The organism is Roseateles flavus, assembly GCF_039872765.1.
Classification (GTDB): domain Bacteria; phylum Pseudomonadota; class Gammaproteobacteria; order Burkholderiales; family Burkholderiaceae_C; genus Roseateles_B; species Roseateles_B flavus.
Genome location: NZ_JBDPZC010000009.1, coordinates 1 through 23,124 on the forward strand (window position 1 = coordinate 1; position 23,124 = coordinate 23,124).

At 66.2% G+C, this 23,124-nt stretch carries 23 protein-coding genes; 5 read left to right on the forward strand and 18 right to left on the reverse strand.

Going from position 1 to position 23,124, the window contains the following annotated elements:
- Positions 1 to 301 precede the first annotated feature (301 nt).
- On the forward strand, positions 302 to 1,303 hold the full coding sequence (locus ABDJ40_RS17880) for a hypothetical protein (RefSeq protein WP_347611731.1): 1,002 nt from the start codon (positions 302 to 304) through the stop codon (positions 1,301 to 1,303).
- Here ABDJ40_RS17880 and ABDJ40_RS17885 read toward each other — a convergent pair.
- The 5 genes from ABDJ40_RS17885 to hemN all read right to left on the reverse strand — a co-directional run bounded on the left by ABDJ40_RS17885 (position 1,227) and on the right by hemN (position 7,219).
- Positions 1,227 to 1,667, reverse strand: a complete 441-nt coding sequence (locus ABDJ40_RS17885; protein ID WP_347611732.1) for a transposase — start codon at positions 1,665 to 1,667, stop codon at positions 1,227 to 1,229. The genes ABDJ40_RS17880 and ABDJ40_RS17885 overlap by 77 nt on opposite strands.
- 427 nt (positions 1,668 to 2,094) lie before the next feature.
- On the reverse strand, positions 2,095 to 3,375 hold the full coding sequence (locus ABDJ40_RS17890; protein ID WP_347611733.1) for a tyrosine-type recombinase/integrase: 1,281 nt from the start codon (positions 3,373 to 3,375) through the stop codon (positions 2,095 to 2,097).
- Positions 3,376 to 3,572: 197 nt separating this feature from the next.
- Positions 3,573 to 4,826, reverse strand: a complete 1,254-nt coding sequence (icd, locus tag ABDJ40_RS17895) for an NADP-dependent isocitrate dehydrogenase (protein ID WP_269633305.1) — start codon at positions 4,824 to 4,826, stop codon at positions 3,573 to 3,575.
- A gap of 247 nt (positions 4,827 to 5,073) precedes the next feature.
- Positions 5,074 to 5,793 carry an urease accessory protein UreH domain-containing protein gene (locus tag ABDJ40_RS17900; RefSeq protein WP_347611734.1) on the reverse strand — a complete coding sequence of 240 codons (720 nt, stop codon included), beginning with the start codon at positions 5,791 to 5,793 and terminating at the stop codon, positions 5,074 to 5,076.
- 16 nt (positions 5,794 to 5,809) lie between these two features.
- Complete coding sequence (gene hemN, locus ABDJ40_RS17905) at positions 5,810 to 7,219, reverse strand: oxygen-independent coproporphyrinogen III oxidase (protein ID WP_347611735.1); 1,410 nt, start codon at positions 7,217 to 7,219, stop codon at positions 5,810 to 5,812.
- A gap of 178 nt (positions 7,220 to 7,397) precedes the next feature.
- On the opposite strand from hemN, the gene fnr reads away from it, so the two are divergent.
- Positions 7,398 to 8,135, forward strand: coding sequence for a fumarate/nitrate reduction transcriptional regulator Fnr (gene fnr / locus ABDJ40_RS17910; RefSeq protein ID WP_269633302.1), 738 nt, complete (start codon positions 7,398 to 7,400; stop codon positions 8,133 to 8,135).
- 136 nt (positions 8,136 to 8,271) lie between these two features.
- On the opposite strand, the gene ABDJ40_RS17915 is transcribed toward fnr, so the two are convergent.
- From ABDJ40_RS17915 to xseA, 13 genes are all read right to left on the reverse strand, one after another.
- Positions 8,272 to 8,559: a hypothetical protein gene (locus ABDJ40_RS17915; RefSeq protein WP_347611736.1), complete on the reverse strand. Its 288-nt coding sequence runs from the start codon at positions 8,557 to 8,559 to the stop codon at positions 8,272 to 8,274.
- Positions 8,560 to 8,590: 31 nt separating this feature from the next.
- The gene (locus ABDJ40_RS17920; protein ID WP_269633300.1) at positions 8,591 to 8,857 is read right to left on the reverse strand and encodes a hypothetical protein; all 267 of its coding nucleotides are present in this window, start codon (positions 8,855 to 8,857) and stop codon (positions 8,591 to 8,593) included.
- Positions 8,858 to 8,866: 9 nt separating this feature from the next.
- Entirely contained in the window at positions 8,867 to 10,330 is a 1,464-nt protein-coding gene (gene ccoG, locus ABDJ40_RS17925; RefSeq protein WP_430765656.1) for a cytochrome c oxidase accessory protein CcoG, read from the reverse strand.
- Positions 10,331 to 10,357: 27 nt separating this feature from the next.
- Positions 10,358 to 11,272, reverse strand: a complete 915-nt coding sequence (gene ccoP, locus ABDJ40_RS17930; RefSeq protein ID WP_347611737.1) for a cytochrome-c oxidase, cbb3-type subunit III — start codon at positions 11,270 to 11,272, stop codon at positions 10,358 to 10,360.
- Positions 11,265 to 11,444, reverse strand: a complete 180-nt coding sequence (locus tag ABDJ40_RS17935) for a cbb3-type cytochrome oxidase subunit 3 (protein WP_347611738.1) — start codon at positions 11,442 to 11,444, stop codon at positions 11,265 to 11,267. Before ABDJ40_RS17935 ends, ccoP begins: the two co-directional genes overlap by 8 nt.
- Positions 11,445 to 11,455: 11 nt before the next feature.
- Entirely contained in the window at positions 11,456 to 12,082 is a 627-nt protein-coding gene (gene ccoO, locus ABDJ40_RS17940) for a cytochrome-c oxidase, cbb3-type subunit II (RefSeq protein WP_347611739.1), read from the reverse strand.
- Positions 12,083 to 12,100: 18 nt separating this feature from the next.
- On the reverse strand, positions 12,101 to 13,540 hold the full coding sequence (gene ccoN, locus ABDJ40_RS17945) for a cytochrome-c oxidase, cbb3-type subunit I (protein WP_347611740.1): 1,440 nt from the start codon (positions 13,538 to 13,540) through the stop codon (positions 12,101 to 12,103).
- A 37-nt stretch (positions 13,541 to 13,577) separates the two neighbouring features.
- Positions 13,578 to 13,760, reverse strand: a complete 183-nt coding sequence (ccoS, locus tag ABDJ40_RS17950; RefSeq protein WP_269633293.1) for a cbb3-type cytochrome oxidase assembly protein CcoS — start codon at positions 13,758 to 13,760, stop codon at positions 13,578 to 13,580.
- A 23-nt stretch (positions 13,761 to 13,783) separates the two neighbouring features.
- Positions 13,784 to 16,093 carry a heavy metal translocating P-type ATPase gene (locus ABDJ40_RS17955; protein WP_347611741.1) on the reverse strand — a complete coding sequence of 770 codons (2,310 nt, stop codon included), beginning with the start codon at positions 16,091 to 16,093 and terminating at the stop codon, positions 13,784 to 13,786.
- Positions 16,094 to 16,279: 186 nt separating this feature from the next.
- Entirely contained in the window at positions 16,280 to 17,731 is a 1,452-nt protein-coding gene (locus ABDJ40_RS17960; RefSeq protein ID WP_347611742.1) for a sensor histidine kinase, read from the reverse strand.
- Positions 17,718 to 18,413: a response regulator gene (locus ABDJ40_RS17965; RefSeq protein ID WP_269633290.1), complete on the reverse strand. Its 696-nt coding sequence runs from the start codon at positions 18,411 to 18,413 to the stop codon at positions 17,718 to 17,720. Before ABDJ40_RS17965 ends, ABDJ40_RS17960 begins: the two co-directional genes overlap by 14 nt.
- Positions 18,414 to 18,524: 111 nt before the next feature.
- Positions 18,525 to 19,106: a superoxide dismutase gene (locus tag ABDJ40_RS17970; protein WP_269633289.1), complete on the reverse strand. Its 582-nt coding sequence runs from the start codon at positions 19,104 to 19,106 to the stop codon at positions 18,525 to 18,527.
- 156 nt (positions 19,107 to 19,262) lie between these two features.
- The gene (xseA, locus tag ABDJ40_RS17975) at positions 19,263 to 20,612 is read right to left on the reverse strand and encodes an exodeoxyribonuclease VII large subunit (protein ID WP_347611743.1); all 1,350 of its coding nucleotides are present in this window, start codon (positions 20,610 to 20,612) and stop codon (positions 19,263 to 19,265) included.
- A 385-nt stretch (positions 20,613 to 20,997) separates the two neighbouring features.
- Between xseA and ABDJ40_RS17980 the strand changes: the two genes are divergently transcribed.
- The 3 genes from ABDJ40_RS17980 to lpxK are packed head-to-tail and all read left to right on the forward strand — an operon-like array spanning position 20,998 to position 23,123.
- Entirely contained in the window at positions 20,998 to 21,627 is a 630-nt protein-coding gene (locus ABDJ40_RS17980; RefSeq protein WP_269633287.1) for a MotA/TolQ/ExbB proton channel family protein, read from the forward strand.
- Positions 21,624 to 22,055, forward strand: a complete 432-nt coding sequence (locus ABDJ40_RS17985) for an ExbD/TolR family protein (RefSeq protein ID WP_347611745.1) — start codon at positions 21,624 to 21,626, stop codon at positions 22,053 to 22,055. The genes ABDJ40_RS17980 and ABDJ40_RS17985 overlap by 4 nt, the downstream gene beginning before the upstream one ends.
- A 36-nt stretch (positions 22,056 to 22,091) precedes the next feature.
- Complete coding sequence (gene lpxK, locus ABDJ40_RS17990; RefSeq protein WP_347611746.1) at positions 22,092 to 23,123, forward strand: tetraacyldisaccharide 4'-kinase; 1,032 nt, start codon at positions 22,092 to 22,094, stop codon at positions 23,121 to 23,123.
- Position 23,124: the final 1 nt, after the last annotated feature.

Below are 23,124 nucleotides of genomic sequence, written 5' to 3' on the forward strand. Positions count from 1 at the left end.
TGATCACTCCTCACACCCCCGCCCAGCTGTGGATATCTCGGGCAGGGTAGGTTGAACACCTGGGTCAAATTTGGATCGGCAGGGCCCTCACGGGTGGGTCAAATTTCAGTCGGCGCCAACAGCCCTGGCCTACTTCAAGGGCGGCGACCAGCACCGGGCGATTGAGCTATACGAGGGCGTCATCGAAGCGCTTCCTAGCATTGACAGCCAGGATGCTCTGGGAAGTATCTATCTCAGTCGAGTCGCCCGCCACGGTGTGCTCTGGCTGTTTCTACAGGCCGCTGGTGAAGACCCAGCTTCCATGGCCGGAGAAGACTTCACGACCTTGGTGCCGGGCATGTGTAGCAACCTGAATCCGCCCGAGCAGATTCGGGAGAAGGAGCTTGCCTCGCTCGATGTGACTTGGTACCTCTTCGCTATCGTTGAGAGTCAGACGATGCCGCCGACTGCGGCTCTCGAAAGGCTGCGGGGCCGACTTCGTGGACGCCAGATTCCGAGCATGGAACTAATGGTCATCGAACGGCTTGTCGAAGGCGCTATCAGCTCCCAAGCCGCCAACGAGTTTGTTTCGCTGTTTAGGCTGTGGATAGATCACCTCGTGTACTGGGAGAGCCATCGAGATGCAATGGCGCAGAGTTCAGTTGCTCATCCGGTCTACGGGGTTGCTCCCGCTGCTCAAGAGTCTCAACTGGCTTCCACGTTCATCCTTGAAAACACGCAGCATTCCATCCTTGGCTTCTGCATAGTGGCTGCGTGTTGCGGTCACGCCGACCGCATCGCGACCCTGCGTACGGAGCTCCCCAAGAGTCTTCACCTCTTGGAAGCGGAACGGCTACTGGATGTGATGCTTGGCACGCAAACAATTCCCGGCGCTACCGAGCTCCCGGACTTTGCGGCGGCGCAGGTTAGAAACGTGACGGTGAACGCGACGCTCACGCCGGAGGAGCTGTTCGAGGCCACCCTTCGCTTCTTAGAGGTCGCATTGAGGTCCCGTTTCAAGAAGCCGGTTGGAGCCGCAGTCGAGAAGTGGGTTCGCCAGCGATGGGGCCCAGAGATACCGTCCCCGTCTCTTTTCGCCACCCCCAAGCTCGCTATACCCGCTATCCAGCGGGCGCTCGAAACGTCGGGGCTGGATGGAGTCCCTACTGTTCTCCTCGCGGCTGAGCAATACCAACGTCTTCGCCTATCGCAGGATCTCCGTGCGTACTTGGTAAGCGTTGCTAAATCTATGCGACCAAGCAGCGATGCGATACCGGCGCTCGATAGCAGCCCAGCTCGGGCTTCCTCAGGTGATCCTCGGTGATGGCGACGGATTCGCAGCGAGTCGATAGAGCGCCGTTCTTCCGGGACGTCATCCGACTTGCTAAGGCGATACAACTTGCGCCAGCGACTGCCCCGCTATTTGCGAACTCATGGACCCATCGCCGCAGCAGATTGGCGTTGATGCCGTGAGCCATTGCGACAGCGGCCATCGAGACGCCCGGTTGCTGCAAGGCCCGCACTGCCTGCGCCTTGAACTCGGCGCTGTGAACTCGCCGGCGACAGCCTGGCGCTGCTTGATCCATAGTGCGTACGTACCCATCAAGTCGTTGATGGATACGAGCATCCTCCGACTTCGTCCGTCGATTGGTACCGTCAAACCATTTGACGGTACCAACAGAGGTCATCCAAGGACCGGTCTCCTGATATCGCACCCAATACCGCCAGAATCGACGGGTTTGGGTGAATCGGTGCGAAACCGTATGAGACGCTAACCTGTTGTCAGGACTGGACTATCCGCAAAAAACGGACCGTCTTGGCATGTCCTGAAACGAGGGCGGATTGCTCCCGGGCTCTTCATAGCCTGAAGAACCGTTGGCCGGCCGCCGCAGATTCATCGACCTATCGATACGCCAGCCGGCGCTTTCCTTGGCAAATTTCTTTGGGCAGCATTGACCGGAGGACGCAACGCGATCCTGCTCGCGGTGCATTAACCTTCCCAAGGCAGCCTCTGACTGGCTCACCGAAGTGGTAGGAAAGTGGCCCAAGCGCGTCAATCGCACCCTAAAAATGAACTCATGCTCAAGCGCGACCGAACCAAATCAATAGAGGTAGCTAGACAGCTCCCGAGAACCCCTCCTCTTTCACGAGTGTGGAGGATGTGCCTATCTCCGAGAAGCCAACCTTACGATCTCCAGTGACCAATCGATTTATCTCATCTGCCAGATACTGCAATGCTCGCCTTCTTTCTTCCGCCATTTCATGGTGATGGTAAGAAGCGGCGACGCCTCGTTCACCATGGGCCAGGAGCAATTCAACGACATCCCGAGAAAACCCGTGCTCACGAAGCAGCGTGGCCGTAGTGCCACGCGTCCCGTGCGGCGCGAACTCTGGCACACCGAAGTCCATCCGCCAGAACAAATGGTTCAACGTAGCCTCTCCTACCGGCAGACCAGGCCGAAGTACAGACGGGAAAACATACTCCCGGCGATCGTCCGTGACGAGCAGCAGGTTGAGCAGCTCACTTGCCTGACTTGATAGAAAGACCCTGTGGATCTTCTTCATTTTCATGCGCTCGCCAGGGACGTCCCATATGCCACGATCGAGATCGATCTCCGACCACTTCGCCTTCAACACCTCGTTCTTGCGCAGCATCGTGTAAAAAAGCATCTTGGTCGCCGCTATCGTCACAAAGTGGGCCCCTTGCTTCTCCAGGGACCGCCAGAATGCAACGAGTTCGCGCTCGTTCAAATGCCTGTGATGTACGGCAGCGGGGACCTCGACTGCGCCCCGCAGCGGTAGCGCTGGATTGGTTTCGACTTCGAGCTTCTGAATCGCAAAGTCGAAGACTTTCTGGATAACGGTGCGGACGTTCTCTGCAGTCCGTGGCGTAGCTTGGCGAGCCTCCACCATCTTCAGGACGTGTGCTGGCCGCACTTCTGATAGCTGCTTGGAGCCAATTTCTGGCCAGACAAATCGCTCCAGCAGCGACAGCATCTGATTGCGATAGGTCTCCGACTTTGAGCTCATGCGCTCGGTCAACCAGCGTCGCGACATGGCCTCAAATCCGTTCTCCGGCGCCCTCGATGCAGCGGCACGGAGCTTTCGCTCATCCTGCTCTTTCCGTTGCACCTCAGCCGGATTGATCCCACGTTCGACGAGCACCCGAAGCTCAAAGTGTCGATCTCGCGCATCCGCAACACCGATCTCAGGGTACTTCCCTATGCTGACCGTATGGCGCAGCCCATCGAGTCGGTATTGGAATCGCCAGGTCTTACCCCCTCCCGGGCTGATATCGACATAGAGCCCTCCCCCATCGCTCAGCTTGTAGGCTTTGCTCTTGGCCTTGGCATTGTTGATTCGGGTGGGCGAAAGTGTGTACTTCAGTGCTCGCATGGCGTCCTCACGGTGTCGATTTCCAGTTCCTCCAAATGGAGTAATTTGGAGTAGGAAATGGACGCTGTCCCTCCAAATCCGACTCCAAACGGGCGGGATTTCGCGATCAGCCGTGAAACGCCAGGAAACAAAAAGCCCTCGAATTTCCTAGGAAATTCAAGGGCTTACGAGACGTTATGAGACGTCAGGGATCAGCTTTACATGTGGTCAATCATGACTTGACCAAAGCCGGAGCACGACACTTGCGTAGCGCCGTCCAGCAGGCGGGCGAAGTCATAGGTGACCTTCTTCGACAGGATGGACTTTTCCATCGAGGAGATGATCAGGTCAGCGGCTTCCAGCCAGCCCATGTGGCGCAGCATCATTTCAGCGGACAGGATCTCGGAACCGGGGTTCACATAGTCCTTGCCGGCGTACTTGGGCGCGGTGCCATGGGTGGCTTCGAACATGGCGACGGAGTCGCTCAGGTTCGCACCCGGGGCGATGCCGATGCCGCCGACCTGCGCAGCCAGGGCGTCAGACACGTAATCGCCGTTCAGGTTCAGCGTGGCGATCACCGAGTACTCGGCGGGGCGCAGCAGGATCTGCTGCAGGAAGGCGTCGGCGATGGAGTCCTTCACCACGATGTCCTTGCCGGTCTTCGGGTTCTTGAACTTGCACCACGGGCCGCCGTCGATCAGCTCGGCGCCGAATTCCTTCTGTGCCAGGGCATAGGCCCAGTCACGGAAGCCGCCTTCGGTGAACTTCATGATGTTGCCCTTGTGGACGATGGTCACGCTGGGCTTGTCATTGTCGATGGCGTACTGGATGGCCTTGCGGACCAGACGCTCCGTGCCTTCCTTGGAGACCGGCTTGATGCCGATGCCCGAGGTCTCGGGGAAGCGGATCTTCTTGACGCCGAACTCGTTCTGCAGGAAGGCGATCAGCTTCTTGGCCTTGTCGCTCTGGGCTTCGAATTCGATGCCGGCATAGATGTCTTCCGAGTTCTCGCGGAAGATGACCATGTCGGTCTTGTGCGGTTCCTTCACGGGGGAAGGCACGCCCTTGAAGTAACGCACTGGGCGCAGGCAGACGTAGAGGTCCAGCTCCTGGCGCAGGGCCACGTTCAGCGAGCGGATGCCACCACCGACGGGGGTGGTCAGCGGGCCCTTGATGGAGACCACGTAGTCCTTCAGAACCTGCAGGGTCTCTTCGGGCAGCCAGACGTCCGGGCCGTAGACCTTGGTCGACTTCTCGCCGGCGTAGATCTCCATCCAGTGGATCTTCTTCTTGCCACCGTAGGCCTTGGCCACGGCTGCGTCGACGACCTTGATCATCACCGGGGTGATGTCAAACCCCGTGCCGTCACCCTCGATGTAGGGAATGATCGGCTGGTCGGGCACATTCAGGGAGAAGTCGGCGTTGACCGTGATCTTCTGCCCGCCTTCGGGCACCTTGATGTGTTGGTACATGTGTAGTCGTCTCCGCTAGTCGCGAGGTTGGATGCGGCGGGGTGCCGCCATAAAGAAATCGATTCTATGCCAGCAGAGCTTTCATGGGCCTGATACGCCTTGCAGTCTGGCGTTTCAATGCGGTTTCACCCGCAGTGAGGCTGGATGCCGCTGCGCAAGCCGGCAGCTGCGCTGCACGAGGCCCCCATCGACCGCCCTCCGCGCAAGATGAGTGCAGATACGCCTTGTTTGATGCGCATGCCCGCATTCAGGCACAGTAGGCCTGGATCTGCGCCCAGACCCCATGCCCCAGCGCCCAGCCCGCGCTGAGTACCAGGCCCAGGCCGCCCAGGCGCGTGGCCCAGCGCATGCCGCGCCCCTCCTCCACCTGCCCCAGGCCCAGCAGCTTCCACAGGATGGCCGGCCCCAGGGCCAGGCCCAAGCCTGAGCTGACGGCGAAGGCGCCCATCACTGCGGCACCGCCGAGCGCGCCATTGGCCAGGGCGGCCAGCAGCAGGGCCGATTGCAGCAGGCCGCAGGGCCAGGCCACCCAGCCCAGTCCCGCCAGCACGGCACGCCAGCGCGGACGCTGCGGCGCGCTCAAAGAAGGACCTCCTGCCGCCAGCGCCGCAAGCGGGATGGCAGCGTCGCGGCTGCCTTCGCGGCCCAGGGCCGACAGCCAGGCCGGTTGCCGAGCCTTCCACAGCAGGTAGATCCCGAGCGCCAGGGCGCCCAGGTGCAGCAGCAGCCAAAGGGGCCGCAGCAGGGCCACCGTCTGCCCCCAGCGCGCCATCAGCGACACACTGGACGCCGCCACCGCACCGGCCGCACCATAGCTGAGCAGGCGACCCAGCTGGAAGCCGAGATGCGCGGCCGTGCGCGGCGATCCCTGGCTCAGTGCGGCACAGGGCGCGCCGCACATCACGGCACAGTGCGGGGTGCCGGCCAAGCCCATCAGCAGGGCTGAACCGACGAGGGCTGCTTCCATGGGGAGGACTGTAGCCTCAGATGATGCGCGAGAACTGCGCGCGGGTGCGGTCGGCCTGCAGGTAGCGGTCGAAGACCATGGCCACTGCACGCACGAAGTACCAGCCCAGCGGTGTCACCTGGATGGCCTCGGGCTCCACCACGACCAGGCCGGTCTCCTGCATGGACAGCAGCTGCTCCAGCTCGGCACGGAAGTACTCGCGCACCTTGATCAGGTGGGCCAGCTCGATGGACTCGAACTCCACCCGCCCCTGGCACATCAGCGCCATGATCATGGCCCGGCGGACCAGATCGTCGCGGCTCAGGGCCAGACCGCGCTGGATGGGCAGCTGGCCCTGGCGGATGGCGTCGTAGTACTCGGGCAGGGTCTTGGCATTCTGGCTGTAAGTGGCGCCCACGCGGCCGATGGCCGAGACGCCCAGGCCGATCAGGTCGCAGTCCGGCTGCGTGCTGTAGCCCTGGAAATTGCGGTGCAGGCGGCCCTGGCGCTTGGCCACGGCCAGCGAATCATTGGGCAGCGCGAAGTGGTCCATGCCGATGTAGGCATAGCCATGGCCCACGAAACCGCTCAGGGCGGTAGACAACATGGTCAGCTTGGACGCGGCCACCGGCAGCTGGCTGGCGTCGATGCGGCGCTGCGGCTTGAAGCGCGTGGGCAGGTGAGCGTAGCCGTACAGCGCGATGCGGTCCGGACGCAGCGTCGCGACCTGCTGGATGGTGCGCTGGAAGCTCTCCGGCGTCTGCTGCGGCAGCCCATAGATCAGGTCCACGTTGGTGGACTCGAAGCCCAGGGCGCGGGCCTGCTGCATCAGGCTCTCGACCATCTCGTAGCTCTGCACGCGATGAACGGCCTTCTGCACTTCCGGGTCGAAGTCCTGGACGCCGAAGCTCAGGCGGTTGAAGCCCAGCTGGCGCAGGTGCTTCAGGCGGGCTTCGGTGACGGTGCGCGGATCGACCTCGATGGACACCTCGGCGCCCGGCGCAAGCTTGAAGCGCTGCTTGATGGCGTCCATCAGCCCGGTCAGCTCGTCGTCGTTGAGGAAGGTCGGGGAGCCGCCGCCGAAATGCAGCTGGGAAATGGACTGCGGCCGGCGCAGCTCGGCCACCGTCAGGTCCATTTCCTGGACCAGCACTGCCAGGTACTCCGCCGCGCGCTCATGGTGCTTGGTGATGACCTTGTTGCAGGCGCAGTAGTAGCAGACCGACTCGCAGAAGGGGATGTGGATATACAGGGAAAGGGGCGCGCCTCCGCCCACCACACCGCCGTCGGCCCGCTGGTTCAGGGCCTGCTTGTACTGCTCGACAGTGAAGGCCTCGACGAATCGGTCGGCCGTCGGGTAGGACGTGTAGCGCGGACCGGACACATCGAAGCGGCGCAACACATCCTCGGTGATGCCCGGCAGGGCGGCAGTATTGATGGTTTCCATGCCGCCACTGTGCCAAGCCTGCACAAGCACTGATTGACCTGTGTCAAGTTTGATCAACTGGCGCGGGTAAACAATGGCTACAGCCTTGAGGAGCGTCAGGGCCGTCCTTTGCCCTGCAGCAGAAACGGCCATTGACATCTCCTCGCCGCCCCGGCAGTCCCAGCCCATAATGAGCCCTATGAATACCCAGACCCCGATCAAGATCGAGCCCTTCAAGGTCGCCTGCTCCAGCTGCAATCTGCGCGAGCTGTGCCTGCCCGTCGGGTTGTCAGAGTCGGACCTGAACCAGCTGGACAGCCTCGTGGCCACGCGCCGCAACGTCTCCCGCGGGGACACCCTGTTCCGCACCGGCGATGCCTTCCAGTCGCTGTACGCGGTCCGCACGGGCTTCTTCAAGACCTGCGTGTCTTCGGAGGACGGCCGTGACCAGGTCACCGGTTTCCAGATGGCCGGTGAGCTGCTGGGCCTGGACGGCATCAGCAATGATCGCCATTCCTGCGACGCCGTCGCCCTGGAAGACAGCCAGGTCTGCGTGATTCCCTACAGCCAGCTCGAGGAACTCTCCCGCGAGTTCACCGACCTGCAGCACCAGTTCCACAAGATCATGAGCCGCGAGATCGTGCGCGATCACGGCGTGATGCTGCTGCTGGGCTCCATGCGCGCCGAGGAACGCCTGGCCGCCTTCCTGCTGAACCTCACCCAGCGCCTGCAGGCCCGCGGCTTCTCCGCCTCGGCCCTGGTGCTGCGCATGACGCGCGAAGAGATCGGCAGCTATCTGGGTCTCAAGCTGGAAACGGTGAGCCGCACCTTCTCGAAGTTCCAGGACGAAGGTCTGCTGGAGGTCAAGCAACGCCAGATCCGCATCCTGAACCAGGACGGCCTGCAGAAGCTGGTGAACACCGCGCACTGCACCTGAGCGCACTTCACCTGAGCGGCCCCGTGCCTGCTCGATGATGGCAAAGCCCGCTGCGTAGCGGGCTTTTTGCTTGCAGTGCGGCCAGAGGCGCCGGACGGCGGACGGTCAGCGCCTGCGCAAAGGCAAGACCTGACCCTCAGTGCGGCCAGCGCCGCGGCTGGCCAGGTGCCGACTCGGCGGGCAGGGTCGCCAGCAGCATGGTCACGGCCGAGGCCAGGCTGATCAGCAGCCAGAAGGCCAGGAAGCTCAAGGTGTAGATGGCTTCGCGGCTCAGTTGCACCGGCGACAGACCGAACCAGCTGAGGTCCATGGGATCGACCAGCGCGAACACCAGTGCCTCGGTCACGCCGGCCATCACAAAGGCCGGCCAGAGGATGTGCATGGCCCATCGCGCCGGGCCCGGCTTTTCACCAATCAGTCCCATCCCGGTCTCCTCCACGATGGACTGCGAGGACTTACTTGCCGCTCGCAGGGCCGCCGGTGGCGGCATGGTTGCGGGCCGCGATGGCGGGCGCCAGTGCGGCGGACTGGGGGCCGTCCGCGGCGCTGTCGGCGGAGAGACGCTGCTGGGTCTCGATCACCGGATCGGGATGCTTGAGGGCCACGCCCAGGGTCACGAAGCTGGCCAGCACCACGGTGGCGGGCCCGCCCACCACCAGCCACATCATGCGCTCACGCCACCAGGCGCGCGGTGCGGTCGAAGGAGATTGAATGTCAGCCATGTTTCGCTCCTAGCGGGGAACCACAAAGGTGGATTTCTCGACCAGCTGGCTTGGCACCTCGCTGGCCCTGGCATCGCGAACGATGCGGAAATGGATCTCATGGGCGCCACCGCCCGCCGATTGTGCCGTCTGCGGTGGCAGGCGCAGCGCGACGGACACCCAGCGCGCCTCGGCCGGCCCCACGCTCATGTGCAGGGGCTGCACCAGGGCCAGGCCCTGCAGGCCTTCGGCGGTGACGGTGTAGGCCTGCGTCTCCTCGGTCGCATTCATGACCTGCAGGCGGTAGACGTTCTCGATGTAGCCATCGTCCACCAGGCGGGCCAGCGAGGCGCGGTCCCGCACCACATCGACCTTGAAGGGCGTGCGGGTCAGCATGTGCCAGAACAGGGCCACGCAGATCAGCACCAGAATGCTCGAATAGATCAGCACGCGGGGGCGGAACATGCGGCGGATCAGCTGCGCGCGGCTGAGGTGCTCGCTGAGGCCGTTCTGCGTGTCGTAGCGGACGAGGCCGCGCGGGTAGCCCATCTTGTCCATCACGCCGTTGCAGACGTCGATGCAGGCCGCGCAGCCGATGCACTCGTACTGCAGGCCGTTGCGGATGTCGATGCCTGTGGGGCAGACGTGCACGCACAGATTGCAGTCGATGCAGGACCCGAGACCCGCGGCCTTGATGTCGATCTTGCGCCCGCGCGAGCCACGCGGCTCGCCGCGCTCGGCGTCGTAGCTGATGATCAGCGTGTCCTTGTCGAACATCGCGCTCTGGAATCGCGCGTACGGACACATGTACTTGCAGACCTGCTCGCGCATGTGACCGGCGAACAGGTAGGTGGCAAAGCCATAGAAGAGCACCCAGAACAGCTCCCACGGCCCGAGTCCCAGGGCCGCCACCTCGGCCCCGAGGACCTTGACGGGCGTGAAGTAGCCAACGAAGGTGAAGCCGGTCCAGACCGCGAGCGCAATCCAGGCCAGTTGCTTGCCGCCCTTGCGGCCGAGCTTGTTCAGGGACCAGGGCGCGGCGTCCAGCTTCATGCGGGCGGCGCGGTCACCTTCGAACTTGCGCTCGATCCACATGAAGATCTCGGTGTAGACCGTCTGCGGGCAGGCATAGCCACACCACAGTCGACCGGCGACTGCGGTGAAGAGAAAGAGCGCATACGCCGAGATCAGCAGCAGCGCCGTGAGGTAGATGAAGTCCTGCGGATACAGGACGAGGCCGAAGATGTAGAAACGGCGCGCGCCCAGGTCGAACAGGACGGCCTGGCGTGCGTTCCACTCCAGCCAGGGCAGCCCGTAGAACAGGAGCTGCGTGAACCAGACCAGGGCCCAGCGCCAGCGGATGAACCATCCGCTGACGGCCTTGGGGTAGATCTTCTTCTGAGCCTGGTAGAGCGACACCATCTCGCGGGCGGCATCCTCGCCCGGCAGGGCGGGGGACGAAGCATTCGAGGGGGTATCGCTGCTACTGCTCATGGGGATCAATCCTGGATGCGACGGAACTTACTTGGCGGCGACGGCGGTGCCCTGCGACAGGCTCCACACATAGGCACCCAGCACATGGACCTGCTCGGCGCTCAGGCGCGAAGCGTGGGCGGGCATGACGTTGTTCTTGCCGTTGTTGATCATGGCAATGACAGCGTCCTCGCCCCAGCCGTGCAGCCAGATCTTGTCCGTCAGGTTGGGCGCGCCAATGGCCTGGTTGCCCTTGCCGTCCGGACCGTGGCAGGCCGCGCAGGCGCCGAACTTGGCCTTGCCCAGCTGGGCAGCGATCGAGTTGTGCGGGCTGCCGGAGAGGCTCAGCACGTAGTTCGCCACGTTCTTGACGTCCTCCGGGCCACCGACAGCCGCGGCCATCGGGGGCATCACGCCATTGCGACCGCCGCTGATGGTCTGCACGATGGTCTCGTGCGCGCCGCCGTACAGCCAGTCGTTGTCGGTCAGGTTCGGGAAGCCCTTGGAACCCTTGGCGTCGGAGCCGTGGCAGCCAGCGCAGTTGTTGGCGAACAGGCGCTCGCCGATGGCCATGGCCGACGGATCCTTGGACAGGGCCGCGGCATCCATGGCCTTGTACTTGGCATAGACGCCTTCCAGGGCCGCGCGGGCCTTGGCCTGCTCGGCCTCGTACTGACCCACGCTGGTCCACTTCAGGCTGCCTTCGCTGCTGCCCAGGCCCGGGTACATGGCCAGGTAGATGCCGGAGAACACCACGGTGATCACGAACAGGCCCATCCACCAGCGCGGCAGGGGGTTGTTCATCTCACGCAGGTCCACGTCCCAGACGTGGCCCGTCGTGTTGTCATCGGCCATCACGCGGCGGCGGCTGGCGATGATCAGCAGCACCAGGCACAGGACCAGCCCGGCGATGGTGGCGGCTGCGACGAAGGTCGACCAGCCGCTGGAGAAAAAGTCACTCATTGCGGCCTCCTTGCGAGGAGAGTGCGCCGGGGGCCTGATCATCCATCAGGGGCAGACCGCCCAGCTCGTCAAAGGATTGCTTGTTCCGCTTGGCGAAGGCCCAGGACACGATGCCCAGGAAGATCACCATCGAGAACAGCGTGAAGGCGATGCGGATGTCATTGACGTCCATGGGGTGCCTCCTTACTTCTTCAGGGCGGTGCCCATCACCTGCAGGTAGGCGACGACGGCATCCAGCTCGGTCTTGCCCTTGACTTCCTCGCCAGCCTTGGCGATTTCGTCATCGGTGTAGGGCACGCCGACCACGCGCAGGGCCTTCATCCTGGGCGCCATGTCAGCCGGGTCGACCATGGCCTTGGTGAGCCACGGATAGGCCGGCATATTGGACTCGGGCACCAGGTCGCGCGGGTTGTTCAGGTGGATGCGATGCCATTCGTCGCTGTACTTGCCGCCCACGCGGTGCAGATCAGGACCGGTCCGCTTGGAGCCCCACTGGAAGGGGTGGTCGTAGACGAACTCGCCCGCCACCGAGTAGTGGCCATAGCGCAGGGTCTCGGCGCGGAAGGGGCGGATCATCTGCGAGTGGCAGTTGTAGCAGCCCTCGCGGATGTAGACGTCCCGACCGGCCAGTTGCAGCGCGGTGTAGGGCTTCAGGCCTTCGACGGGCTGGGTGGTCGAGCGCTGGAAGAACAGCGGCACGATTTCCACGATGCCGCCGACGACCACCGTCAGCAGCACCAGCACGATCATCAGGAAGTTGCTGGTCTCGATCTTCTCGTGACCGGAAACGGCGTGGTTGTTGTTAGCCATGTTGAGTTCTCCCATGCCTCAGGCGTGAGCCGCCACAGCGGGGACAGGTTGCGCTTGCACCTTGCCGACGCCGACCGTCTTCACCACGTTCCAGGCCATGATGACCATGCCGCCGAGGTACAGCAGACCGCCGCACAGACGAATGACGTAGAAGGGATAGGTGGCCTTGACGCTCTCGACGAAGGTGTAGACCAGGGTGCCGTCGGGATTGACCGCACGCCACATCAGGCCCTGCATCACGCCGGCGATCCACATCGCGGCGATGTACAGCACGATGCCCAGGGTCGCGACCCAGAAGTGCAGCTCGATGGCGCGCTTGGAGTACATCTCGGTGCGGCCGAACATGCGCGGGATCAGGTGGTACAGCGAGCCCATGGAGATCAGGCCCACCCAGCCCAGGGCACCGGAGTGCACGTGGCCGACGGTCCAGTCCGTGTAGTGGCTCAGGGCGTTCACCGTCTTGATCGACATCATCGGACCTTCGAAGGTCGACATGCCGTAGAAGGACAGGGACACGATCAGGAACTTCAGGATCGGGTCGTCACGCAGCTTGTGCCAGGCACCCGAGAGGGTCATGATGCCGTTGATCATGCCGCCCCAGGAGGGAGCCAGCAGCACCAGCGAGAACAGCATGCCCACCGACTGCGCCCAGTCGGGCAGCGCGGTGTAGTGCAGGTGGTGGGGGCCCGCCCACATGTAGGTGAAGATCAGGGCCCAGAAGTGCACGATGGACAGGCGATAGCTGTACACCGGACGGCCGGCCTGCTTGGGGATGTAGTAGTACATCATCCCGAGGAAGCCTGCAGTCAGGAAGAAGCCCACGGCGTTATGGCCGTACCACCACTGCACCATGGCGTCCTGCACGCCGGCGTAGGCCGAGTAGCTCTTGAACAGGCTCACCGGGATGGCGGCGCTGTTCACCAGATGCAGCAGGGCGACGGCGATGATGAAGGCGCCGAAGAACCAGTTCGCCACGTAGATGTGGCGGATCTTGCGGATGCCCACGGAGCCGAAGAACACGATGGCGAAGGACACCCACACCAGCGTGATCAGGATGTCGACGGGCCACTCCAGCTCAGCGTATTCCTTGCCGGAGGTGAAGCCCAGCGGCAGCGTGATCGCCGCGGCCAGGATCACCAGCTGCCAGCCCACGAACGTGAACCAGGCCAGGCCGGGCGCGAACAGGCGCGTCTGGCCGGTGCGTTGCACCACGTGGTAGGCCGTTGCGAACAGCGTGCAGCCACCGAACGCGAAGATCACCGCGTTGGTGTGCAGGGGCCGCAATCGGCCATAGCTGAGCCAGGGAATTCCGAGGTTGAGCTCGGGCCACGCCAGCTGGGCGGCGATGACCACCCCCACCAACATGCCCACGATGCCCCACAGGACGGCTGCGAGCGCAAACGCTCGTACGACGCCGTCCTCATAAACCGGCCCGGCCGGCTGAGCGACACTTGCCATTGACGTGCTCCTTCACACTTGATTGACCCCGGGATTTTTAGGGGATTACTTTGTTCATGGCTTGATCGCCATCAACCCCCTGAGATTCCTCATCCAGAATGCGTTCGCCTTCACGTTCCAGATCGTCCAATTGGCCACTGTTGATGGCCCAGCCGAACACCGCGACGATCAGCAGCACGAGCACCACCGACATCGGGATCAGCAGATAGAGAATGTCCATGTCATGCACCCTGCCCCGCGGGGTCAGGTCTTGCTATCCCGCGCCAGGCGCAGGGCGTTGAGGATCACCAGCAGCGAGCTGCTGGCCATGCCGATGCCCGCGGCCCAGGGCGGCAGCCAGCCGGTCAGGGCCAGCGGAATGCAGGCGGCGTTGTAGAGCGCGGACCAGGCCAGGTTCTGGCGGATCACGCGGCGCGTCTTGAGGGCCAGCGCTCGCATGCGGGCCAGCTCGGACAAGCGGCCCGAGAGCAGCACGGCATCAGCCTGCGTGCGGGCGATCAGGGCGCCCTGCCCCATGGCCACGCTGGCATCGGCTCGCGCCAGCACCGGTGCGTCGTTGATGCCGTCCCCCAGCATCAGCACTTTGCGGCCCTGGCCCTGCAGGGCCTCGACCCGCGCCAGCTTGCCTTCCGGGCTGGCGCCGCCGCTGGCCTGCTTGATGCCGGCGGCCTGCGCAACCGCAGCCACGCGTTCGGGCCTGTCACCCGACAGCAGCTCCACCTGCAGGCCCAGCGCCTGCAGCGACTGCACGGCCTCCACGGCGTCCGGCCTCAGGCTCTCCTCGAACTGAAGTGCCAGGCGAGCCTCGCCCTCGCAGCCCAGCAGGAGCTGCGCCGAAGGCAGCGCTGCACAGACCGGGGCGGCCCATCCGGCGGCGCCGAGGCGCCAGCGGCGGCCCAGCGCGTCGAGGGCTTCCATGCCCTGCCCGCGCACCTCGCGCACCTCGCGCACCTCGCGCACCTCGCGCAAGTCCGCTGAGCCGGGGGCCGGCTCGATGGAGACCAGCGCCTCCAGCGCGGCCTTGGCATAGGGGTGCAGGGACTGGCGTGCCAGGGCCTGCACCACCTGCAGCGACCCGGCCTGCGGCGCCTGGGGCCAGGTCTTGCCCAGGCGCATGCGGTCCTCGGTCAGCGTGCCGGTCTTGTCCAGCACCACGGTATCGACCTGCGCCATCGTCTCAAGCAGGTCGAGGCGCGACAGCAGCACGCCGCGGCGCGCCAGCTGGCCCGTCGCAGCCAGCCAGGCCGAGGGCGCGGCGAGCGACAGGGCGCAGGGGCAGGTGACGATCAGCACCGACACGGCCACCCACACGGCACGCGAGGGATCGATCCAGCTCCAGACCACGGCCGCACCGGCCGCAAGAAGCAGCACGCCCCACAGGAAGGGCCCCGCGGCACGATCGGCCAGGCGAAGCTGGGCCGGCCGCTGCGTCAGGGCGCTGCGCATGAGCCGCACGATGGACTCATAGCGGGTGTCTGCCCCCAGCCCGCGCAGCTCCATCAGCACAGGTGCCTGCAGATTGAGGCTGCCTGCCACAAGCGCATCGCCGGCGGCCTTGCCCACCGGCAGGGACTCGCCGCTCAGCAGGGATTCATCCGCCGCCGTGGCGCCTTCCAGCAGCACGCCGTCGCCCGGGAAAGCCTGGCCCACCAGTACGCGCACCCGGTCGCCCACCCGCAGCTCGGACAGGCCCACCGTCAGGAACTGACCGTCCGGTTGCTGGCGCTGCACCAGTTCGGGCAGGCGCTCGCCGGCCAGCTCCAGCGAACGGGCCACCTTGTGCCGCGCGCGCAGCTCCAGGTAGCGCCCGCCCAGCAGGAAGCTGATGAACATGGTCAGCGAATCGAAATAGACCTCATGCCCGAAGATGCCTGCGGGGTCGAAGACCGCACCGCTGCTGGCCACGAAGGTCACCAGCAGGCCCAGGGCCACCGGCACATCCATGCCCAGGCTGCGGCTGCGCAGCTGGCGCCAGGCGGCGCTGAAGAAGGGGCCGGCCGAGAACAGCATCACCGGCAGGCTCAGCACCCATTCGCCCCACTGCAGCAGATTGCGCTGGTCGGGCTCCATGTCGCCCGGGCCGGCTACGTAGATGGGTGTGGCCAGCATCATCACCTGCATCATCAGGAAGCTGGCCACGAAGAGGCGCCACAGGGCCTGGCGGTGCTCCTTCTCGCGCAGCTGGCGTGCGGGCGCGGCGAGGTCCGGCACGGCGCCATAGCCGGCGCGCTCGATGGCGGAGATCAACCGCGAGACCTGCGTGCGGGCCGGATCCCAGGTCAGCTGAAGGCGCTCGGCGGCGCTGTTCACGCGTGCTTCCTGCACGCCAGCTTCGGCCATCAGGGCGCGTTCGATGATGCCGGCACAGGCGGCGCAGTGCATGCCCGCCAGCTGGAGCTGGGAGCGGCCCAGGCGGCGCCCGCCCTGGTCCAGCCACTCGGTATAACGGTCCAGCTGCGCCGCGTCGTCGCAGGCAGCAGCCGGTGCCAGGGGTGCCGAAGCAGCAGCACCTTCCGGCGAGGGCATTGCGTTGGCGCTCAGCGTGGCGCTCATGGGCGGTGGAGGTCCTGCTCTGGCTCGTGGGGCACGGACTCCGGCGGAATCCGTCAGGCCTCCAATCTAGCCAAACCGACCGGCGTGGACATGACTTATATCAAGCCAACCGACGTATTCCTCACGAACGCCACAGTCAGCCCTGCCGGGACCGGCCGCCCTGCGTACAGCCAGCCTGGTCACCCATCAGACCAGGGGCAGGCGCCAGACCAGCTCCAGCCCCGGGAACTCCGGCCGGCTGCGCACCTCCCAGCGCCCGCCCAGGCGCCGGATGATGTCGTGGGCGATGGCCAGGCCCAGGCCCGTGCCGTCCTGGGTCTGCACGTCGGCCCGTTCGCCCCGCCAGAAGGCCTGGCCCAGGCGGGGCAGGTCCGCTGCAGCGACGCCGGGCCCGTCGTCGCTGATGCGGATGCAGGCCCAGCCGTCCTCAGCCTGCAGGTGCACGCGGATGTGGCGTCCGCCGTAGCGCAGGGCGTTGTCCAGCGCATTGCTGATGGCCTCGCTGAGCCACAGGGCATGGGCCCGAGCCTCCAGCGGCCGCTCCGGCGGCTCGTCCAGTTGCAGCTGGATCTCGCTGCCGCGCCGCACGGCCTCCAGCGCCAAGGGCTCCACCGCTTCATGGATCAGCGGCCCCAGGGCCATGGGCTCCACGCCCTGCAGCTGCATCAGCGCGGCCTCTGCGCGGGCCAGGGTCAGCAGCTGGGCGATCAGCTTGCCCATGCGCTCGCTGGACTGCTGCAGCCCCTCCAGCAGCGGGCCGGTCCGGCCGGCTGGCGCGCCGCCCTGGCTGCCCAGCTCCGCGGCCAGCTCCTGGCTCAGCACGCGCAGACCGGCCACCGGCGTGCGCAGCTGGTGGGCGGCATCGGCCACGAAGCGGCGCTGCAGGGCCACGGATTCCTCCACATTGGCCAGCAGGCTGTTGATGCGCTCGATGAGCGGCAGCACCTCGGCAGGAACACCCTGCACCGCCAGCGGCCGCCAGTCGCTGGGCTCGCGGCTGGCCACTTCCGCCGCCACCGCGCGCAAGGGCGCCACGCCACGGCGTATGCCCCAGGCCAGCAGGGACAGCGTGAGCAAGCCAAGACCCAGGGTCGGCACAGCCATCACCGTCAGCACGTCCAGCACCAGCCGCTGGCGCTTGTGCAGGGTCTCGACCACGATGATGCTGACGTGCCGATCCAGCATGGGCGAGGCGATGGAGAACAACGCCCCGCGCACGGCCTCCTCGCCCATGCGGGCGTTGTAGAGCAGGGGGCGCTCGAAGGCGCGGCGCGAGACGCGCTGCCGGGGCGCAGGCACGGCGGCATCGCCGGCCAGCACCTGGCCCTGCTCGTCCAGCATGGCGTAGTTGCTGAGTTCGGTCTGGTCCCAGGTCAGCAGCTCGAAGTACTGGCGGCTGACGTCCAGCAGCGGGCCGCGGTCCGTCCAGACCACCTTGCCCGCCAGCGCGGTCGCCGAGTCCTGCAGGCCGCGGTCGAAGGCGGCATCTCCGGCCACCACCGCCAGCTCGTAGGCCCCGAAGGCCGCGACGGCCAGGCCCAGGGACCAGATCCAGGCCAGCGGCCGCAGCAGCTGGGCCCTGAGGCTGCGGGCGCGGCGGGGGCCGGCGGGCGGCGTGGCGCTGTCAGGCGTCGACACCGACCGTCTCGCCCGGCTGCACCTGGTCCATGGCATAGCCGAAGCCGCGCACGGTGCGGATCACCACGCCCAGCTCCGCGAAACGCTTGCGCAGGCGGCAGACGTAGACCTCCACCGAGTTCTCGCTGAAGTCGGCCTCCCAGCTGGAGAGCCGCGCCACGATGGCGTCCTTGCTGACCACGCGGCCGGGGCGCTGCATGAGCATCTCGGTCAGGGCGTACTCGCGCGGGCTCAGGCGCACGATCTCGCCCCTGTGGCTCAGCTCCTTGTGCGCCAGATCCAGACTCAGGGCACCCAGCACCAGGCAGTCGCTGGTGCGCCCCTCGGCGCGGCGCTTGAGCGCACGCAGCCGGGCCACCAGCTCGCTGAGATCGAAGGGCTTGACGAGGTAGTCGTCCGCGCCGGCATTGAGGCCGCTGACGCGGTCCGCCAGCTCGTCACGCGCGGTCAGCAGCAGCACGGGCAGCTTCAGGCCCTGGGCGCGCCACTCGCGCAGCACGCTCATGCCGTCGACACCTGGCAGGCCCAGGTCCAGCACGGCCAGGTCGAACTGAGTCATCAGGCCCGGTGCCAGCGCGGCCCGGCCGTCCTGCAGCAGGTCCACCTGCCAGCCCTCGCGCTCCAGGGCACGGGCCACGCCCAGGCCCAGGGCGGCATCGTCTTCGACCAGGAGCACTCGCATCGCACACCACTTACTGCAGGAGGGAGCCCTGGATTGTGCCGCGTGCCGGCACAAAAAAAGACCGGCGCAAGGGCCGGTCTTTCACTGAGACGGCGTTACCGCCGTCCGGGCTCAGGCGAAGTTGGCCTGAGCGAATTCCCAGTTGACCAGGTTGGACAGGAAGGTCTCCACGAACTTCTGGCGCAGGTTGCGGTAGTCGATGTAGTAGGCGTGCTCCCACACGTCGACGGTCAGCAGGGCCTTGTCGGCGGTGGTCAGCGGGGTGCCGGCGGCGCCGGTGTTGACGATGTCCACGCTGCCATCGGCCTTCTTCACCAGCCAGGTCCAGCCGGAGCCGAAGTTGCCCACGGCGCTCTTCACGAAGGCTTCCTTGAAGGCGTCATAGCTGCCCCACTTGGCATTGATGGCATCCGCCAGCGCGCCGGTGGGAGTGCCGCCGCCATTGGGCTTCATGCAGTTCCAGAAGAAGGTGTGGTTCCAGATCTGGGCGGCGTTGTTGTAGATGCCGCCGCTGGAGGTCTTGACGATCTCTTCCAGCGTCTTGTTCTCGAACTCGGTGCCCTTCTGCAGGTTGTTCAGGTTCACCACGTAGGCGTTGTGGTGCTTGCCATGGTGGAACTCCAGCGTCTCGGCGCTGTAGTGCGGTGCCAGGGCATCCTTGGCATAGGGCAAGGCGGGCAGGGTGTGTTCCATGGTGAGTCCTCTCGTTGTCGGTGAAGGAAGGAGCCGAGGTCCGCCGGGGAGCCAGGGCCCGCTGAATGAGGGCAAGGGCGCAGGGCCTCTTGCGGTGCCGGAGCATTGTAGGCAGAGCCTGCAAGACCCTCGGCAATCCAGGCGCTTTGATCTGCCTCAGTCTTTGGTGGCTTTGCGACGGCGCTTGACAGGCGGGGGCGGTCCGCTGCCATCGCCGCTCCTCTTCAGGGACAGCACCTGCAGCGCCGCCTCGCCGTCCGCCAGCACGGCCCGCAGCTGCTGGCCGGCCTCCAGCTGGCCGATGGAGCTGAGCGCCCTGCCCTGGCCGTCGTCCAGCCAGGCATAGCCGCGGGCCAGCACCTGCTTGGGATCCAGCGCCGCCAGGCGAGCCGCCAGGCCGTCCAGCCGCTGCTGCCCATTGCGCAGCAGCTGGGGCGCGGCCAAGCGATGGCGCTGGGCCAGGTGGGCGAGGCGCTGCGACTGCAGGCCCTCCCAGCGAGGCAAGACCTGACCCCATCGCTGCGCCAGCAGGGCCACCCGGCGGCGCTGGCGGGCCAGGCCCTCGGCGGGGCGTGCCAGCCTCAGGGCGACGCGGTCCAGGCGCTGGGCCGCTGTGTCCAGCTCCCGCCGGACACGGCGCTGCAGCACCTGCTCCAGGTGCGCCAGCTGCCCCAGGCACTCCTGGCGCGAGGGTGCCGCGAGCTCGGCCGCGGCGGTCGGTGTGGGCGCTCGCAGGTCGGCGGCCAGATCGGCCAGGGTGATGTCCGTCTCATGGCCGATGCCCGCAATGACCGGCAGCTCGCTGGCCACGATGGCCCGCACCAGGCGCTCGTCGTTGAAGGCCCAGAGGTCCTCCAGGGAGCCCCCGCCGCGGCACAGGATCAGCAGCTCGGCGTCCCGCCGGGCATTGGCCTGGGCCAGGGCCGCCATCACGCTGGACGGCGCGTCGGCCCCTTGGACCAGGCTGGGGTAGACGAAGACTTCCACCTGCGGTGCCCGCCGCGCCAGGGCGGTCAGCACGTCATGCAGGGCGGCGCCAGCAGTCGAGGTGATCACGCCGATGCGCCGCGGATAGGCCGGCAGCTCCCGCTTGCGATCGGCGTCGAACAGGCCCTCGCCTTCGAGGCGGGCCTTGAGCCGCAGGAACTGCTCATACAAGGCTCCCGCCCCTGCCCGGCGCATGGCCTCGGCCACGAACTGCAGGTCACCACGCGGCTCGTAGAGGGCGACGCGGCCGCGGATCTGCACCCGCTGGCCGTCGGCCGGCTGGAAGTCCAGCATGGCTGCCGTGCGGCGGAACAGCGCGCAGCGCAGCAGCGCATTGCCGCCGTCGGCATCCTTGAGGCTGAAGTAGCAGTGGCCGCTGGCGGCGCGGGTGAAGCCCGACAGCTCGCCCTCCACGGTGACACTGGCGAAGCGGCTGGCGAGGCTGTCGGCGATGGCCCGCACGAGGCCGCCCACCGTCCAGGTGAGCCGTGCCGATGCGGGTTTGAAGCCCTCATCCATGCGCCAGCCCAGTATCCATGCGGGTCCAGAACTCCACAGCCGCGCCAATCAAGGCTTTGCGGACCATTCGCCCTGTCATGTCTGCGTCACAGACACATAAACGCTTGTTTTTCAAGACCTTTTTCCTGCCCAAAATTGCGGCAATCTGAGCCAAACCTCGATTTGACGGGCCCTGCCGACCTCGGGTGACAGCTTGCCCACAAAGTTATCCACAGGCTCGGTGGATGACTTGGCGCCCCCGGTCCGGCCCCGCTGCCACGCGGGCCCTGCTGTGCGAAGGACTCACGTCTACTTGCAAACCTGGGTCCGGGCGGGGTGGCTTCGCGCCATAATCCCGCGCGCAGCCTCGCAGCTGCAGACCTGCGAAACCGTCGAGGGGTAGCCTTTGTTTTCGATCATACAAGCCGCTGGCTGGCCGATCTGGCCCTTGCTTCTGTGTTCCATCATCGCCATGGCCCTGATCATCGAGCGCCTGGCCAGCCTGCGCCCGCAGCGCATCGCCCCGCCCAAGCTGGTCGAGGAAGTGATCGCCGTCACCCAGCAGCAGATCCCGCCGGCTGACGTCGTCAACAAGCTGGCCGAGAGCTCCCTGCTGGGCCAGGTGCTGGCCACCGGCCTGCGCGCCAATGTGCTGGAGCCCCGGATCCCGGAATCCAAGCTGCGCCTGACCTTCGAGCTGGCCGGCCGCGGCGCCATCCACCAGCTGGAGCGCTACCTCAACACCCTGGGCACCATCGCCACGGCGGCGCCGCTGCTGGGCCTGCTGGGTACCGTCGTGGGCATGATCGAGATCTTCGGCAGCCAGGGCCCCAGCGGCAACAACCCGGCCCAGCTGGCGCACGGCATCTCCATCGCGCTGTACAACACGGCCTTCGGCCTGATCATCGCCATCCCCGCGCTGATGTTCTACCGCTACTTCCGCGGTCGCATCGAGGCCTATGTGCTGGAGATGGAGGAGTCCTGTGACGCGCTGCTGAGTCACCTGATGCGCCTCTCTCAGGGCGGCTCGCGATGAAATTCCGCCAGCGTCAGGGCGAAGAGCCCGAGATCAACCTGATCCCCTTCATCGATGTGCTGCTGGTGATCCTGATCTTCCTGATGCTGTCCACCAGCTACTCGAAGTTCACCGAGCTGCAGATCACCCTGCCCACGGCCAGCGCCGACCAGCTGAAGGACCGGCCCAAGGAGATCATCGTGGCCGTCTCCGCCGATGGCCGCTACGCCGTCAACCGCCAGGTGGTGGAAGGCCGCTCGGTGGAGATGCTGGCCGCTGCCCTGGCGCAGGCGGCGCAGGGCAGCGAGGGCATCGATCCCGAGACCACGGTCACCGTGTCGGCCGATGCCGCCGCGGCCCACCAGTCGGTGATGAACGTGATGGACGCCGCCCGGCGGGTGGGCCTGGCCCGCCTGACCTTTGCCGCCCAGGGCCCCGGCAGCCCTTGATGGCCCCATGAACCTCCCCAGCGCGCCGGGCTCGTCATGAGCTGGCAGGACCGTCTGCAGCGCGCCTGGGCGAGCAATGACGCGCTGGCGCAGGCCCTGCGCCCCTTGGGCGCCCTTCACGCGGCCCTGCTGCGCCTGCGCGTCTGGGCCTACCGTGCCGGCCTGAAGAAGAGCGTGCCGCTGCCTCGTCCCGTCATCGTCGTCGGCAACTGGATCGTCGGCGGCGCGGGCAAGACACCGGCCACGCTGGCCCTGCTGGACCTTCTTGAGCGTCAGGGCTGGCGCGCGGGCGTGGTCTCCCGCGGCTATGGCCGGCATGACGACAGCCGGACGCTGCTGGTCCAGGCCGACAGCAAGGCGGGCGACGTGGGGGACGAACCCCTGCTGATCCACCTGCGCAGCCGCCGCCCGGTGGCCGTGGGGCGTGACCGCATCGCCGCCGCCCAGGCCTTGCTGGCGGCCCACCCCGACCTGCAGCTCATCGTCGCCGACGACGGCCTGCAGCACTGGCGCCTGCCCCGGCAGCTGAGCATCGTGGTGATCGACGACCGCGGCCTGGGCAACGGCCGCCTGCTCCCGGCCGGTCCGCTGCGCCAGGCCGGCCCGCTTCCGGCGCCGCCGGGCAGCCGGGACGACACCCTGCTGCTGTACAGCGGCGGCCGGGCCAGCACGTCCCTGCCCGGCTATGTGGGTACGCGCCGCCTGGCCGGTGCCGTTCGGCTGGAAGACTGGTGGCAGGGCAGGCCGGCCAGCCCAGAGGCGCTGCAGGCCTTGAAGGGCCGTCCGGTGCTGGCGGTAGCCGGCCTGGCACGCCCTCAGGCCTTCTTCGACATGCTGCGCGCCCAGGGGCTGGACATCCGCCTCCTGCCACTGCCGGATCACCACGACTTCGCCGAGCTGCCCTGGCCCGCCGACTGCCCCGAGCTGCTGCTGACGGAAAAGGACGCCGTCAAGCTCCCTCCCTCCCGTGCGGGTCAAACCCGGGTGTGGGTGGTGGCGCTAGACTTCAGGCCCGAATTTGCTTTCGAGCAGGCCCTGCGCGACCGCGTGCAGGCCCTGCTCCGCTGAA

Coding starts and splice junctions, on each gene's coding strand:
- ABDJ40_RS17880 (WP_347611731.1), top strand. CDS start 302: ATGGCCGGAGAAGACTTCACGACCTTGGTGCCGGGCATGTGTAGCAAC.
- ABDJ40_RS17885 (WP_347611732.1), bottom strand. CDS start 1,667: ATGACCTCTGTTGGTACCGTCAAATGGTTTGACGGTACCAATCGACGG.
- ABDJ40_RS17890 (WP_347611733.1), bottom strand. CDS start 3,375: ATGCGAGCACTGAAGTACACACTTTCGCCCACCCGAATCAACAATGCC.
- icd (WP_269633305.1), bottom strand. CDS start 4,826: ATGTACCAACACATCAAGGTGCCCGAAGGCGGGCAGAAGATCACGGTC.
- ABDJ40_RS17900 (WP_347611734.1), bottom strand. CDS start 5,793: ATGGAAGCAGCCCTCGTCGGTTCAGCCCTGCTGATGGGCTTGGCCGGC.
- hemN (WP_347611735.1), bottom strand. CDS start 7,219: ATGGAAACCATCAATACTGCCGCCCTGCCGGGCATCACCGAGGATGTG.
- fnr (WP_269633302.1), top strand. CDS start 7,398: ATGAATACCCAGACCCCGATCAAGATCGAGCCCTTCAAGGTCGCCTGC.
- ABDJ40_RS17915 (WP_347611736.1), bottom strand. CDS start 8,559: ATGGGACTGATTGGTGAAAAGCCGGGCCCGGCGCGATGGGCCATGCAC.
- ABDJ40_RS17920 (WP_269633300.1), bottom strand. CDS start 8,857: ATGGCTGACATTCAATCTCCTTCGACCGCACCGCGCGCCTGGTGGCGT.
- ccoG (WP_430765656.1), bottom strand. CDS start 10,330: ATGAGCAGTAGCAGCGATACCCCCTCGAATGCTTCGTCCCCCGCCCTG.
- ccoP (WP_347611737.1), bottom strand. CDS start 11,272: ATGAGTGACTTTTTCTCCAGCGGCTGGTCGACCTTCGTCGCAGCCGCC.
- ABDJ40_RS17935 (WP_347611738.1), bottom strand. CDS start 11,444: ATGGACGTCAATGACATCCGCATCGCCTTCACGCTGTTCTCGATGGTG.
- ccoO (WP_347611739.1), bottom strand. CDS start 12,082: ATGGCTAACAACAACCACGCCGTTTCCGGTCACGAGAAGATCGAGACC.
- ccoN (WP_347611740.1), bottom strand. CDS start 13,540: ATGGCAAGTGTCGCTCAGCCGGCCGGGCCGGTTTATGAGGACGGCGTC.
- ccoS (WP_269633293.1), bottom strand. CDS start 13,760: ATGGACATTCTCTATCTGCTGATCCCGATGTCGGTGGTGCTCGTGCTG.
- ABDJ40_RS17955 (WP_347611741.1), bottom strand. CDS start 16,093: ATGAGCGCCACGCTGAGCGCCAACGCAATGCCCTCGCCGGAAGGTGCT.
- ABDJ40_RS17965 (WP_269633290.1), bottom strand. CDS start 18,413: ATGCGAGTGCTCCTGGTCGAAGACGATGCCGCCCTGGGCCTGGGCGTG.
- ABDJ40_RS17970 (WP_269633289.1), bottom strand. CDS start 19,106: ATGGAACACACCCTGCCCGCCTTGCCCTATGCCAAGGATGCCCTGGCA.
- xseA (WP_347611743.1), bottom strand. CDS start 20,612: ATGGATGAGGGCTTCAAACCCGCATCGGCACGGCTCACCTGGACGGTG.
- ABDJ40_RS17985 (WP_347611745.1), top strand. CDS start 21,624: ATGAAATTCCGCCAGCGTCAGGGCGAAGAGCCCGAGATCAACCTGATC.
- lpxK (WP_347611746.1), top strand. CDS start 22,092: ATGAGCTGGCAGGACCGTCTGCAGCGCGCCTGGGCGAGCAATGACGCG.